A 12,970-nucleotide genomic window follows, 5' to 3' on the forward strand; every position below is an offset into this window, starting at 1 on the left:
TCAAGGCGCTAAGCGGTATGACTGATGTTCGTGGGTTCACGGGCATCCGGTCGTTTGTGTTTTCTACCACCTCAAGGAGCCGCTCGGAACGCCGATGCGCCAGATCTGGAAAAATTTTCGCGCGCTGTACTTCGCCGCCCTGATGATGTTGATCGGCTCGGGCCTGCTCAGCACTTACCTAGGCCTGCGCCTGGCCGCCGAGCATGTTGAAGGGATATGGGTGGGCGCCTTGATGGCGGCTAACTATTTTGGTCTGGCCCTGGGCGGCAAGATCGGCCACCGGCTGATCGCCCGGGTCGGGCATATCCGCGCCTACTCAGCCTGCGCCGGCATCGTCGCCGCCGCAGTGCTAGGACATGGCCTGGTGAACTATCTGCCTGCCTGGATCATTCTGCGGGTCATCGTCGGCCTCGGCATGATGTGCCAGTACATGGTCATCGAGAGCTGGCTCAACGAGCAGGCCGAGGCCCGTCAGCGTGGGCTGGTGTTCAGCGGCTACATGATCGCCTCTTACCTGGGCCTGACGCTGGGCCAGTTGATCCTGGTGATCCATCCTGGTCTGGGCAACGAACTGCTGATGCTGGTGGCGCTGTGCTTCACCCTGTGCCTGGTACCGGTAGCGCTGATTCGCGGTATTCACCCGTCGCCATTGCATCCGGCGCCAATGGAGCCGCGGTTTTTCATGCAGCGGGTGCCGCAGTCGCTGACTACCGTGCTCACGGCGGGCTTGATCATCGGGTCGTTCTACGGCCTGGCGCCGCTCTACGCGGCGCAGCAGGGCATGAGCACCGAACAGGTCGGTCTGTTCATGGGCTGCTGCATTTTCGCGGGGCTGATCGTGCAGTGGCCTCTGGGTTGGCTATCGGACCGCTACGATCGTCCGCTGTTGATCCGCTGCATGGCGGTGGGCGTCGTGGTGGCTTCGGTGCCGCTGGCGCTGTGGGGTAACGCGCCGGTGGAGGTGATGTTCGTCGCAGGCTTCGTAGTGTCACTGCTGCAGTTCTGCCTGTATCCCCTGGCGGTCGCCTTTGCCAACGACCATGTCGAAGGCGAGCGGCGGGTGTCGCTGACTGCCATGTTATTGGTGACCTATGGGGTAGGTGCTTGTATCGGACCGCTGCTGGCCGGGGTGTTGATGAATTATCTCGGCAGCCAGATGCTCTACGCGTTCTTCGGCTTTTTTGCCTTGATGCTGGCGCTGCTGATCCGGCCCAAGGCGGTCACCAACCTGCACGTGGTGGACGACGCGCCACTGCATCACGTTGCCATGCCGGACAACATGACCAGTTCGCCGCTGGTGGCCGCACTGGATCCGCGAGTCGATGAGCAGGTGGTGCAGGATCAGATGCAGGATGATCCCGCCAAGGCCTAAGCAATTGCTTCTGTAGCGAGGGGGCTAGCCCCCGATTGCCCGCATCCGGACGCATCAGTGGCAGGGGAGATGCAGTCGGGGGCAAGCCCCCGCGCTACAGGGGAGGTCAGAAATCGTCTTTGTCGAACCGGCGGGCTTCGCGCTGCAGTTGGAAGACGAAGTTCTCGACGTTGCGCAGGGTCTGCGCATTGATGTTGTGGAAGCGCACGCCGGCGAAGGTGATGCCCAGGCTTTCTTCGTAATGCAGGTGGCGCAGTTCCACGGCGGTGGTCAGCTTGCCGAACGGCAGGTGAGCGGTGTAGCGCTCGTAGATCTGCCCCAGTTGCAGCACTTCGCTGTGGTCACCTTCAAAGCGCAGCTTGCAGCCGGTCGCGGAGATATCCAGCAGCTTGCCCTTGAGGGATTTGTTGAGCTTGTCGCCGGCGAGCTCGACGTCTACCAGTGCGGTCAGCTTGAGGGCTGCGCGGAAGGCGTTACGACGCTGGTGGTAGATGACTTCCTTGGGCATGTCGCCGCGGTAGCAACGGCCGTTGTCGCTGTCGATCACGCTCATCATGCCGTGGCATTCCCAGGCGATGCGAATGCCATCGTGGAAGCCTTCGACCCGGAACGGTTCGCCCTGCAGCAGGTACTTTTCGCCATCGCGCGGGATCATTTCGTCCAGCGCCATGCTGCCGTTTTCGCGATTGACGTCGACCAGGAAAGTCTGGAAGCGCTGGGCACGGTCGGCAAAGGTGATGATCAGCGGATCGTGGGATTTTTCCAGGGCGCGCAGATTCGACGCAATTTCCAACGGTGTGGTAAGCACCTTGGGGGGCTGCGGAGCGTCTTCGGCGTTTGAGGCGTTGAACACGGTGCTTGTATCTCCAGGCAAAAACGACATCCAGTGGCTGGCATTCTGCCAGCTTGTTGCGCCTCTTGATAGAGGGTGCTTACGCCTGGCTGAGCGGTCTTTGCTTGGCCAGTCGGGAGGTCGATCCGCGGGCGTCGTACAACGAAGGGGCTTCGCCGCCCATAAGGATACGAATCTGCGTAGCGGTGGTGTTCTGCTGGTGCGTGATGGAGCGACCATTGAGGTCGTTGATCGACTGGCAGTCGACCAGCAGGGAGCTCAGCAAGTCGCTGCGTTGCAGCAGATGAGCGCCTTGGGGGGAGCTGTCGGCGTACTTCTTCAGGCCTTCACGATCCGCCGCGAAACCCAGGGCGGCCAATACCTGGCTGCGCTTGCGTCCGCGTTGCTCGAGCTGTACGACCAAAGACTGCTTTTTCGCCAGGATAGTCTCCAGCAACTGCATGTCCCGCCCGAACAGGGCGTTGGATTCGACCCGCAGCAGCTCGAGAAGCTGGGTTGCCGGGGCGATGTCGTCTTCGATCAATTGCAGCAGGGTCGTGTCGTGCATGGCTGGCTCTGGAGTGAGATGACGTCCTGAAACCCGAGGTCAGTCAGCCTGGCCTTAAGCTTCGAAATTCAGCAGTTTGCTGGCTACGCGCTTGCTGTCGACCTGATAGCTGCCGTCGGCAATGGCTGACTTCAGCTCCGCCACGCGGGCGCTGTTGACAGTTGGTTGATCGCGCAGGCTATCGCTGATCTGTTGCAATTTTTGAGCCTCGTCACTGAGATGGACAGCTTCGCCGCTCGTCGCAGTGGTCTTGCTCACTGCAGTCGTAGCGTCAACTGCGGTGGTTTCCTTGGTGCCACTGGTGCGTGTCGTGCTTTGCACCTGTGAGTTGCCGTTCAGTCGGCTTAGGTCGATCGCCATGGGGTAAACCTCTTTAGGTATGTGGGCGCTTGCCTTGTTTTCGACCCTTGAGCGAATAACTTTAGGGTGAATATCGAAAAAAATGCACAAGGCCCGCTGCGGAGTCTGTTCTCCACGGTGTCAGACACACAGTGTAAGAAAAGCTGCCCCGTACCGCCAGCGTCTACATCGAGACCTCTACCTCGCCGGGGCCCGTTACCCTGGCCTTGATGACCCGTTGCGAGTTCAGATTGCGCACCGGGATCTGCTGGCTCATGGCCCCCTTGGCCAGCGCCTCGCCGGGCATGCGCACCGCCAGCGCACCGGTCCTGGCGATGATCACCACATGGTCTCCCTTGCTCACTACCTCCGGTTGCTCGATGAAAACCGCCGATATCACCTGGTCGCTGACCGTTGGTCGGGTCAGCTTGTAGCCCAGGGCCTGATCCAGCGACGTCAAATAGCCCTGGGTCAGCAGGCCGACATCGCGTTCACGCATTACAAGGTCCGGAGCGCCCAGTACCGTGTCGCGTGGCAGGGGCCGGGTGGTCATCACCACGTCCCTGAACAACTTCACCTGTGCCGGCACGAATACCGTCCAGGGCGTAGCGGTGTCACAGCGCACTCGCACGCTGACCCGACCTAGGGGAGCGCCGGGGCTGGCCATGGTCGCCGTCAATTGCTCGGCGCACTTGGGCATCCGCAGGCGCGGGTCGATATCGTTGACCGACACCTCATAGCGGCCCTCGGTTTGTGCGGTGGCCAGATAATCTTCTACCGTGAACTCAAGAAAACCCTGGGTCGCACCGATAAGCTCTTCAGGCGACGTGAATTCTTCGGCATTGACGTCGCAAAGTGCGAATGAACAAGTGGCTGCCAGGGTTATCAGCACGCTGCGTATCATGCGTCGGGAATATGTCGTAATGGCATTCATGCAAGGTCAATAGCAAGGCGCGTGCCGACTTTGGGTCGGGAGGCGTGAAGGAGTCTGAACAATGGCTGGTGTAATGGATTCAGTGAACCAGCGCACCCAACTGGTAGGGCAGAATCGTCTCGAGCTGCTGTTGTTCCGGCTCAACGGTGAACAGCTTTACGGGATCAACGTCTTCAAGGTGCGCGAGGTGCTGCAATGCCCCAAGCTCACCCTGATGCCGCGATCCAATCCAGTGGTGCGCGGGGTCGCCAATATTCGTGGTGCGACCATTCCGATTCTCGACCTGGCCCTGGCCACGGGCGGCAAGAGTCTGGATGGCGTGGCCAATCCGTTCGTGATCATCACCGAGTACAACCTGAAGATTCAGGGGTTCCTGGTGCACTCGGTCGAACGCATCGTCAACATGAACTGGGAGGAGATCCATCCGCCACCCAAGGGCACGGGCCGCGACCACTACCTGACGGCAGTGACGCGGGTCGACAACAAGCTGGTGGAAATCATCGACGTGGAGAAGATCCTCGCCGAGGTGGCGCCGATGTCCGAGTCGATTTCCGTCGGCGTGGTGGATGCCGCCACCCAGGACAAGGCCACCACGCTGCGGGTGCTGACCGTCGACGACTCGTCGGTGGCGCGCAAGCAGGTCACCCGTTGCCTGCAGACCGTGGGTGTGGAAGTGGTCGCGCTCAACGACGGCCGCCAGGCGCTCGACTACTTGCGCAAGCTGGTGGACGAGGGCAAGAAGCCGGAAGAAGAGTTCCTGATGATGATTTCCGACATCGAAATGCCGGAAATGGACGGTTATACGCTCACCGCCGAAGTGCGCGCGGATTCGCGCATGCAGAAATTGCACATCGTCCTGCATACTTCGCTGTCGGGTGTGTTTAATCAGGCTATGGTCAAGAAGGTCGGCGCCGACGATTTTCTCGCCAAGTTCCGGCCTGACGATCTGGCATCGCGAGTCGTCGAGCGCATCAAGCTTCACGAATGATTTCCACGAATAACGGCCCGGAGTTCGCTCCGGCCGAATAAACGATTTAAAGAGGCGGTACTTGTGTCGACGGCTAATGCGGATTTTGATCAGTTCCGAGTATTCCTGGAGAAAGCCTGCGGCATTCTGCTGGGTGACAATAAGCAGTACCTGGTCTCCAGCCGTCTCAACAAGCTCATGGAACAGCAGGGCATCAAGACCTTGAGCGAGTTGGTGCAGCGCATCCAGACGCAGCCGCGCAGTGGTTTGCGCGAGTTGGTGGTGGATGCCATGACCACCAACGAAACCCTGTGGTTTCGCGATACCTACCCCTTCGAAGTGATGAAGAACAAGGTCATTCCGGAGGCCATCAAGGCCAGCCCGGGCGCACGCTTGCGCGTCTGGTCGGCGGCCTGTTCGTCGGGTCAGGAACCCTATTCGCTGTCGATGACCTTCGATGAGTTCGAGCGCAGCAATCCGGGCCAGTTGAAGATGGGGGCGCAGATCGTCGCCACCGATCTGTCCGGCTCGATGCTCACCAACTGCAAGAGTGGCGAGTACGACAGCCTGGCACTGGGGCGCGGCCTGTCACCGGATCGTCTGCAGCGTTATTTCGATCCCAAGGGCGGCGGTCGCTATGCGATCAAACCGCCGATCCGCAGTCGCGTGGAGTTTCGCTCGTTCAACCTGCTGGACAGTTATGCCAGCCTGGGCAAGTTCGATATCGTCTTTTGCCGCAACGTGCTGATCTACTTTTCCGCTCAGGTGAAGAAGGACATCCTCACTCGCATTCATGGCACCCTCAAGCCGGGTGGCTATCTGTTTCTGGGGGCAAGCGAGGCGCTCAATGGCTTGCCGGATCATTACCAGATGGTCCAGTGCAGTCCGGGGATCATCTACCAGGCCAAATAGCTGCAACGCTGTAGCGAGGGGGCTTGCCCCCGATAGACCGAGACTGACACTGCAGTGAGTGTCAGCTACGGTTTATCGGGGGCAAGCCCCCTCGCTACATGTGGTCCTTGTGTGAAGTGACAAAAAAACTGACGCGGGCATTGCCGCTTTGCCGTCACCTGGCGGAATCGGATTGCCGCTTTTCTGGCATTGCCGCCCTGATTGCCGCCCAGGTAATCCGTTAAAACCCCTCTAGATCAACCCTTTCAAGGCTTTTGCAAAGTTGGCACAGGCATTGCTATATCTCTGCCAAGAGAATCAGCTCTGCCGCGAAGGGTTTCAGACATGAGCATCAGTTTCGACAAAGCGCTCGGCATCAGCGAACAGGCATTGAAGTTCCGTGCTCAGCGCGCCGAAGTGCTGGCCAACAACATCGCCAATGCCGATACCCCGAACTACAAGGCTCGGGACCTGGATTTTGCCGCTGTCCTCAAGCAGCAGAGCGATACCACCAGCAATGGCGCGTTCAGCCTTGAAACCACCGACGCCCGGCACATCGACGCTTCCGGCGTCAGCGGCAGTGGCGATCCGGCGCTGATGTACCGCATTTCGACTCAACCGTCGCTGGACCAGAACACCGTCGACTCGCAGATCGAGCAATCGAACTACGCGCAGAACTCGGTGGACTTCCAAGCCAGCTTCACTTTGTTAAACAGCAAATTCAAAGGGCTGATCTCGGCCCTGCGCGGGGATTAAGCCATGTCTCTAGCCAGTGTTTTCAACATCGCCGGGACCGGCATGAGTGCACAGACCACTCGCCTGAATACCGTCGCCAGTAACATCGCCAACGCCGAGACCGTCTCGTCGAGCATCGACAAGACCTACCGTGCGCGCCACCCGGTGTTCGCCACCATGTTCCAGAACGCTCAGGGCGGCGGTGATAGTGGTTCGCTGTTCGCCGACTCCGACTCGTCGGGCGCCGGTGTGCAGGTGTCCGGTGTGGTCGAGGACCAGAGCAACCTGGAAGCGCGCTACGAGCCCAGCTCGCCGGCCGCCAACAAGGATGGCTATGTGTATTACCCGAACGTGAACGTGGTTGAAGAGATGGCGGACATGATTTCCGCCAGTCGCTCCTTCCAGACCAATGCGGACATTATGAGCACCGCGAAAACCATGATGCAGAAGGTCCTGACCCTCGGTCAGTGATAGGGGCGCAAAAGCATGACGACTTCAACCACGGCAACTGGCGCCGCCGCACTGGCCCAGTACCAGGCGACAACCAGCACCACCGATCCAACCACCGGCACCGCCGGCAGCGCGTTGGGCAAAGATGCGTTCCTGCAATTGCTGGTCACCCAGCTCAAGAACCAGGACCCGCTCAGCCCCACGGACAACACCCAGTTCGTGTCGCAGATGGCCCAGTTCAGCAGCCTCGAAAGCATGCAGAACCTCAACACCACGGTTGACAGCCTGGCCACCACCTACCAGTCGTCGCAGGCGCTGCAAGCCTCGTCGCTGGTCGGTCGCTCGGTCATCGTGGCCAGCGACTCGGCGGTGCTCGATCCGACCAAGGGCATCACCGGTACGGTAGCCGTTACCGGCGCCAGCACGGCGACCAGCGTCAATGTGTACGACAGCACCGGCAGTCTGGTCGACACCATCGACCTGGGTGCTCAGTCCACCGGCAACTCCGCCTTTACCTGGGATGGCCTCAACTCCTCAGGTGTGGCTCAGGCGGCGGGCAACTACAGCTTCAAGGCCACGACGACCCTCGATGGTGTCGCCACGGCAGCAACCACGTATCTACCCGCCACGGTCAGCAGTGTGACCATGGCAACCACCAGCGGTGGTGAGATGACGCTCAATCTCGCCGGGGGCAGCAGCGTCGCCCTTTCGAAAGTCCAGACTATCGCGAATTAATGGCCGGCTTACCGCCGCAGGAGTAGCAACATGTCTTTCAATATCGGTCTCAGCGGTCTGTCGGCAGCCAACAAAGCGCTGGACGTGACCGGCAACAACATCGCCAACGTCGCCACCACCGGCTTCAAGGCCTCGCGTACTGAATTCGGCGACCAATATGCCGCCTCGATCAAGGCCACCGCCGGGTCGACCACGGTCGGCAGCGGTGTCAAGACCGAAGCGGTCTCGCAGTTGTTCAACCAGGGCAACATCAGCACCACCGACCAGAACCTCGACCTGGCCATCAACGGCGACGGTTTCTTTACCCTCAGTGACAACGGCACCAAGGTCTATACCCGTGCCGGTGCGTTTTCCAGCGACAAGTCGGGTTACATCGTCGACAGCTCGGGCAACAACTTGCAGGGCTATTCCGTGGATGCCAACGGCACTCTGCAGACCGGTGTGCTCAGCAACCTGAAAATCGACACCGCCAACCTCAACCCCAAGCCTACTTCGACCATGTCGGAGACGCTGAACCTGAACTCCAGTGCTTCGGTGCCGACCGTGGCGACCTTCGATCCGGCCAACGTCAACAGCTACAACTTCACCTACAACACCGAGATCTACGACAGCCAGGGCAACTCGCACCAGTTGAACCAGTACTTCGTCAAGAACAGCGATGCCAACACCTGGACCATGTACACCACCATCGATGGTCGCAATCCACAGACCCCGTCGTCGACCACGCCGTTGGCCAACCAGATCGGCTTCACTACGTCCGGTGCATTGGATGTGGCCAATCTGACTACGCCTGCCGCCGATACCACCACTGGCTTGCCGACCGGTTTGAGCGTCACCACGGGTGTGTTCAGTCTCAAGGATTGGGTGCCGGCCGCCCAGGCCGCAGACGGTACATGGGGCACCAACGGTTCTACCGCGGCGGCCAACATCACCGTCGACCTGAACTCCATGACCCAGTACAACGCCACATCCGCGGTGACCGCCAAAGACCAGAACGGCTACGCCACCGGCGAGCTGTCGAGCCTGAGCGTTGACAGTACCGGTGCGATCTTCGCCACCTTCACCAACGGCCAGAGCAAGACCATTGGCCAGGTGGCGATCGCCAACTTCGCCAACGTCCAAGGCCTGACCCCGGTCGGTGGCACCAAGTGGAAAGAGTCCTACGCGTCGGGCGTGCCGGTCATCGGTACTCCGGAAACCGGGACCCTGGGCAGCATTCAGTCCAACGCGCTGGAAGACTCCAACGTCGACCTGACTGCCGAGCTGGTGAACCTGATCAAGGAGCAGAGCAACTATCAGGCGAACGCCAAGACCATCTCCACCCAAAGCACCATCATGCAGACCCTGATCCAGTCGGTGTAATGCTATCCATGTAGCGAGGGGGCTTGCCTCCGAAAAGTCTCCATCGGCACGCAGCTTTGCCGGGGAGACCGCTGTCGGGGGCAAGCCCCTCGCTACAGGATTGCTCGGCGTCAAGAAACCCGACGGCGGTAGATTGCCGCTCATGGCAAGCAGGCGCCGTATTTCCGTCTTGGTACTCTGTCACACCCCCTCGCTCCATTGCGCAACCCTTGTAAATCAAGGCTTGTAGCTGTCTTTGCAAAGTTGGCCCACTAATTGCTCTAGCACTGTTATCGATTCGCTAACCGGCATTCGCCCGTCACCGGAGATACAGTGTGGACAAATTGCTTTATGTAGCCATGACCGGCGCCAGCCAGAACGCGCTCGCGCAGAAGGTGCATGCCAACAACCTGGCCAACGTTTCTACCAACGGCTTCCAGCGTGATCTGGAGCAGGCGCGTTCCATGCCGGTATTCGGCGACACCTTTCCCTCGCGCGCCTATGCCATGACCGAACGGCCTGCCACCGACTTCCAGCCCGGTGCCATGATCGAAACCGGTCGTGACCTCGACATCGCCGTCAGCGGCAGTGGCGGCGATGGCTGGATCGCGGTGCAGACCCCGGACGGCAAAGAAGCCTACACCCGCTCGGCCAGCCTCAATATCGATGCCCTGGGCGTCTTGCGCACCGGCAGCGGCTTGCCGGTCATGGGCAACGGCGGACCGATTGCCGTGCCGCCGGACGAGAAAATCGAGATCGGCAGCGACGGCACCATCAGCGTTCGCGGCATGGGGCAATCGCCTCAGGCGCTGGCCCAGGTCGACCGCATCAAGCTGGTCAAGCCTGATCTCAAGAACATGACCAAAGGCACCGACGGCCTGATCCGTACCGCCGACGGCAAGGCCGCACCGGTGAACGCCGACGTCCAGGTGACTTCCGGGTTTCTGGAGGCCAGCAACGTCAATGCCGTGGAAGAGATGACGTCGGTACTGGAGCTTTCGAAGCAGTTCGAAATGCACATCAAGATGATGTCCACGGCCAAGGAAGATGACCAGGCCATGGCCCGCGTTTTGCAATCTTAAGAATTATCTGTAACCCGCGCCGACGAACCGGCGCTCGAGGAGACGAATACCATGCTTCCAGCACTTTGGGTCAGCAAGACCGGCCTCCAAGCCCAGGACTTGAACCTCACTACCATTTCCAACAACCTGGCCAACGTATCGACCACGGGTTTCAAACGTGATCGCGCCGAATTCCAGGACCTGCTCTACCAGATCAAACGCCAGCCGGGCGCTCAGTCCACCGCTGACACCGAGCTGCCATCGGGTCTGCAGGTCGGTACCGGTGTGCGCATCGTCGGTACCCAGAAGAACTTCACTGCAGGTTCCTTGCAGACCACCGATCAGCCACTCGACCTGGCCGTCAACGGTCATGGCTTCTTCCAGATCACCCAGCCGGACGGCACCATCGCCTACACCCGCGACGGTACCTTTCACCTGGACTCCACGGGCCAGATCGTCACCGCCAGCGGCATGGCCCTGAACCCGGCCATCGTCGTGCCCAGCGACGCCCAGACCTTCACGGTCGGCACCGACGGCACCGTCTCGGTCACCGTGCCTGGCAGCGCCGCAGCGCAAGTGATCGGCAACTTGCAGATCGCCGACTTCGTCAACCCAGGTGGCTTGCAATCCATCGGCAGCAACCTGTTCCTGGAAACCGCTTCCAGCGGTGCTCCGCAGGCCGGCACCCCTGGCCTTAACGGCCTGGGCACGACGCTGCAGAACACCCTGGAAAACTCCAACGTCAGCACCGTGGAAGAGCTGGTGAACATGATCACCACCCAACGTGCCTACGAGATGAACTCCAAAGTGATCTCCACCGCAGACTCCATGCTGCAGTACGTCACGCAGAACCTGTAAGGCACTGATCGAGCTGTTCAAACCACTGTCCGTCTGTTGGCGCCAAGGCGCCTGTTACACCGTGAGGTCGAAAGTCATGAGTCGTTTGTTCGCTACCGTAATCGCCTTGAGTGGAATCACTTTGCTCGCTGGCTGCATGGGTCCTCAGCCCAAGCCAAACGACCCGTACTACGCCCCGGTGTTGCCACGCACCCCGCTGCCTGCGGCGGCCAACAATGGCTCGATCTACCAGGCCGGGTTCGAGCAAAACATGTACGGCGACCGCAAGGCGTTCCGGGTCGGTGACATCATCACCATCACCCTGAACGAGAAGACTGCCGCCAGTAAAACGGCGAACTCCAAGATCGCCAAGACCAGCGCCACCACCATGGGCATCACCTCTCTGTTCGGCAGCAGTGTGCATTCGGGCGACGCCAACCTCAACGCCGGCTACAGCGGCGACCGCGCTACCAACGGCACCAGCCAGGCCGCGCAGGGCAACAGCCTGACCGGCTCGGTCACGGTGACGGTCGCCGACGTGCTGCCCAACGGCATTCTGGCAGTGCGCGGCGAGAAATGGATGACCCTGAACACCGGTGAAGAACTGGTGCGAATCGCTGGCATGATCCGTGCAGATGACATAGCAACCGACAATACAGTGTCGTCGAATCGGGTAGCCGATGCGCGGATCACGTACTCGGGAACCGGCTCCTTTGCCGACGCGAGCCAGACTGGATGGCTGGATCGCTTTTTCCTTAGCCCGTATTGGCCTTTCTGAGTGCGCCTGACCATGCTCAAACTCAAACACCTGATTGCGGCGACGATGTTGTTGTCCGTGGCCTTCAGCGTTCAAGCCGAACGCCTGAAGGACATCGCCAGCATTTCGGGCGTACGTACCAACCAGTTGATCGGCTACGGTCTGGTGGTAGGGCTCGATGGTACGGGAGACCAGACCACGCAGACCCCGTTCACCCTGCAGACCTTCAACAACATGCTCGCCCAGTTCGGCATCAAGGTGCCGTCGGGTACGGGCACCGTGCAGCTGAAAAACGTCGCGGCGGTATCGATCTTTGCCGATCTGCCGGCGTTCTCGAAACCCGGTCAGGCCATCGACATCACCGTCTCGTCCATCGGCAACTCCAAGAGCCTGCGCGGCGGCAGCCTGCTGATGACCCCGCTCAAGGGTATCGACGGCAACGTCTACGCCATCGCCCAGGGCAACCTGGTGGTGGGCGGTTTCGACGCCGAAGGTCGCGACGGTTCGAAGATCACCGTCAATGTGCCATCGTCGGGCCGCATTCCTGGCGGCGCCACGGTCGAGCGTTCGGTACCGAGCGGTTTCAACCAGGGCAACAGCCTGACCTTGAACCTCAACCGTTCCGACTTCACCACCGCCAAGCATATCGTCGACACCATCAACAATATGCTCGGCCCAGGCGTGGCTCAGGCCATCGACGGCGGTTCGGTGCGAGTCACCGCGCCGCTCGATCCCAACCAGCGCGTCGACTACCTGTCGGTGCTGGAAAACCTCGAGATCGATCCTGGCCAGGCGGTTGCCAAAGTCATCATCAACTCGCGTACCGGCACCATCGTGATCGGCCAGAACGTCAAGGTTTCGCCGGCTGCCGTGACCCACGGCAGCCTGACGGTGACCATCACCGAAGATCCGATCGTCAGCCAGCCGGGCGCCTTGTCCAACGGCACCACGGCCGTGGTGCCGCGCTCCAAGGTCAATGCCCAGCAGGAAGCCAAGCCGATGTTCAAGTTCGGCCCGGGTACTACCCTGGACGAAATCGTACGGGCGGTTAATCAGGTCGGCGCTGCGCCCAGCGACCTGATGGCCATTCTTGAAGCCTTGAAACAGGCCGGCGCCTTGCAGGCCGACCTGATCGTCATTTGAGGTAAGCG

General features: G+C 60.5%; 15 protein-coding genes. 11 read left to right on the forward strand and 4 right to left on the reverse strand.

The window, feature by feature from the left end:
• Positions 1–94: 94 nt before the first annotated feature.
• Positions 95–1,372 (forward strand): MFS transporter, encoded by a 1,278-nt coding sequence (locus AC3WJP_RS10440; RefSeq protein WP_493721191.1) that lies wholly within the window; start codon positions 95–97, stop codon positions 1,370–1,372.
• Positions 1,373–1,478: 106 nt separating this feature from the next.
• Here AC3WJP_RS10440 and AC3WJP_RS10445 read toward each other — a convergent pair whose 3' ends face one another.
• The 4 genes from AC3WJP_RS10445 to flgA form a co-directional block, all read right to left on the reverse strand.
• Positions 1,479–2,225 carry a flagellar brake protein gene (locus AC3WJP_RS10445; protein WP_493721192.1) on the reverse strand — a complete coding sequence of 249 codons (747 nt, stop codon included), beginning with the start codon at positions 2,223–2,225 and terminating at the stop codon, positions 1,479–1,481.
• Between the two features lie 79 nt (positions 2,226–2,304).
• Positions 2,305–2,772, reverse strand: a complete 468-nt coding sequence (locus AC3WJP_RS10450) for a flagella synthesis protein FlgN (RefSeq protein ID WP_493721193.1) — start codon at positions 2,770–2,772, stop codon at positions 2,305–2,307.
• Positions 2,773–2,826: 54 nt separating this feature from the next.
• Positions 2,827–3,132, reverse strand: a complete 306-nt coding sequence (flgM, locus tag AC3WJP_RS10455) for a flagellar biosynthesis anti-sigma factor FlgM (protein ID WP_493721194.1) — start codon at positions 3,130–3,132, stop codon at positions 2,827–2,829.
• A 163-nt stretch (positions 3,133–3,295) separates the two neighbouring features.
• Complete coding sequence (flgA, locus tag AC3WJP_RS10460) at positions 3,296–4,045, reverse strand: flagellar basal body P-ring formation chaperone FlgA (protein ID WP_493721195.1); 750 nt, start codon at positions 4,043–4,045, stop codon at positions 3,296–3,298.
• 61 nt (positions 4,046–4,106) lie between these two features.
• Here flgA and AC3WJP_RS10465 point away from each other — a divergent pair, with 61 nt between their 5' ends.
• The 10 genes from AC3WJP_RS10465 (at position 4,107) to AC3WJP_RS10510 (ending at position 12,962) form a co-directional block, all read left to right on the forward strand.
• Complete coding sequence (locus AC3WJP_RS10465; RefSeq protein WP_493721196.1) at positions 4,107–5,033, forward strand: chemotaxis protein CheV; 927 nt, start codon at positions 4,107–4,109, stop codon at positions 5,031–5,033.
• Positions 5,034–5,096: 63 nt separating this feature from the next.
• Positions 5,097–5,924 (forward strand): protein-glutamate O-methyltransferase CheR, encoded by an 828-nt coding sequence (gene cheR / locus AC3WJP_RS10470; RefSeq protein WP_493721197.1) that lies wholly within the window; start codon positions 5,097–5,099, stop codon positions 5,922–5,924.
• A 324-nt stretch (positions 5,925–6,248) separates the two neighbouring features.
• Positions 6,249–6,659 (forward strand): flagellar basal body rod protein FlgB, encoded by a 411-nt coding sequence (gene flgB / locus AC3WJP_RS10475; RefSeq protein WP_493721198.1) that lies wholly within the window; start codon positions 6,249–6,251, stop codon positions 6,657–6,659.
• 3 nt (positions 6,660–6,662) lie between these two features.
• Positions 6,663–7,109 carry a flagellar basal body rod protein FlgC gene (flgC, locus tag AC3WJP_RS10480; protein ID WP_493721199.1) on the forward strand — a complete coding sequence of 149 codons (447 nt, stop codon included), beginning with the start codon at positions 6,663–6,665 and terminating at the stop codon, positions 7,107–7,109.
• A 15-nt stretch (positions 7,110–7,124) separates the two neighbouring features.
• Positions 7,125–7,823 (forward strand): flagellar hook assembly protein FlgD, encoded by a 699-nt coding sequence (locus AC3WJP_RS10485; protein WP_493721200.1) that lies wholly within the window; start codon positions 7,125–7,127, stop codon positions 7,821–7,823.
• Between the two features lie 30 nt (positions 7,824–7,853).
• Complete coding sequence (flgE, locus tag AC3WJP_RS10490) at positions 7,854–9,185, forward strand: flagellar hook protein FlgE (RefSeq protein ID WP_493721201.1); 1,332 nt, start codon at positions 7,854–7,856, stop codon at positions 9,183–9,185.
• A gap of 314 nt (positions 9,186–9,499) precedes the next feature.
• Positions 9,500–10,246: a flagellar basal body rod protein FlgF gene (locus AC3WJP_RS10495; RefSeq protein ID WP_493721202.1), complete on the forward strand. Its 747-nt coding sequence runs from the start codon at positions 9,500–9,502 to the stop codon at positions 10,244–10,246.
• A 51-nt stretch (positions 10,247–10,297) separates the two neighbouring features.
• Entirely contained in the window at positions 10,298–11,083 is a 786-nt protein-coding gene (gene flgG, locus AC3WJP_RS10500) for a flagellar basal-body rod protein FlgG (RefSeq protein WP_493721203.1), read from the forward strand.
• 76 nt (positions 11,084–11,159) lie between these two features.
• Positions 11,160–11,840: a flagellar basal body L-ring protein FlgH gene (gene flgH, locus AC3WJP_RS10505; RefSeq protein ID WP_493721204.1), complete on the forward strand. Its 681-nt coding sequence runs from the start codon at positions 11,160–11,162 to the stop codon at positions 11,838–11,840.
• A 12-nt stretch (positions 11,841–11,852) separates the two neighbouring features.
• A complete protein-coding gene (locus AC3WJP_RS10510) occupies positions 11,853–12,962 on the forward strand; it encodes a flagellar basal body P-ring protein FlgI (RefSeq protein WP_493721205.1) in 1,110 nt (369 codons plus the stop codon).
• Positions 12,963–12,970 lie beyond the last annotated feature (8 nt).

This window comes from Pseudomonas sp. GW821-FHT01A09 (assembly GCF_058986725.1).

What these genes read in the sequence shown, in the direction of transcription:
- flgM (WP_493721194.1), bottom strand. Translation starts at nt 3,132, where the DNA reads ATGGCGATCGACCTAAGCCGACTGAACGGCAACTCACAGGTGCAAAGC.
- AC3WJP_RS10485 (WP_493721200.1), top strand. Translation starts at nt 7,125, where the DNA reads ATGACGACTTCAACCACGGCAACTGGCGCCGCCGCACTGGCCCAGTAC.
- flgH (WP_493721204.1), top strand. Translation starts at nt 11,160, where the DNA reads ATGAGTCGTTTGTTCGCTACCGTAATCGCCTTGAGTGGAATCACTTTG.
- AC3WJP_RS10450 (WP_493721193.1), bottom strand. Translation starts at nt 2,772, where the DNA reads ATGCACGACACGACCCTGCTGCAATTGATCGAAGACGACATCGCCCCG.
- flgE (WP_493721201.1), top strand. Translation starts at nt 7,854, where the DNA reads ATGTCTTTCAATATCGGTCTCAGCGGTCTGTCGGCAGCCAACAAAGCG.
- flgG (WP_493721203.1), top strand. Translation starts at nt 10,298, where the DNA reads ATGCTTCCAGCACTTTGGGTCAGCAAGACCGGCCTCCAAGCCCAGGAC.
- AC3WJP_RS10510 (WP_493721205.1), top strand. Translation starts at nt 11,853, where the DNA reads ATGCTCAAACTCAAACACCTGATTGCGGCGACGATGTTGTTGTCCGTG.
- flgC (WP_493721199.1), top strand. Translation starts at nt 6,663, where the DNA reads ATGTCTCTAGCCAGTGTTTTCAACATCGCCGGGACCGGCATGAGTGCA.
- flgB (WP_493721198.1), top strand. Translation starts at nt 6,249, where the DNA reads ATGAGCATCAGTTTCGACAAAGCGCTCGGCATCAGCGAACAGGCATTG.
- flgA (WP_493721195.1), bottom strand. Translation starts at nt 4,045, where the DNA reads ATGAATGCCATTACGACATATTCCCGACGCATGATACGCAGCGTGCTG.
- AC3WJP_RS10440 (WP_493721191.1), top strand. Translation starts at nt 95, where the DNA reads ATGCGCCAGATCTGGAAAAATTTTCGCGCGCTGTACTTCGCCGCCCTG.
- AC3WJP_RS10465 (WP_493721196.1), top strand. Translation starts at nt 4,107, where the DNA reads ATGGCTGGTGTAATGGATTCAGTGAACCAGCGCACCCAACTGGTAGGG.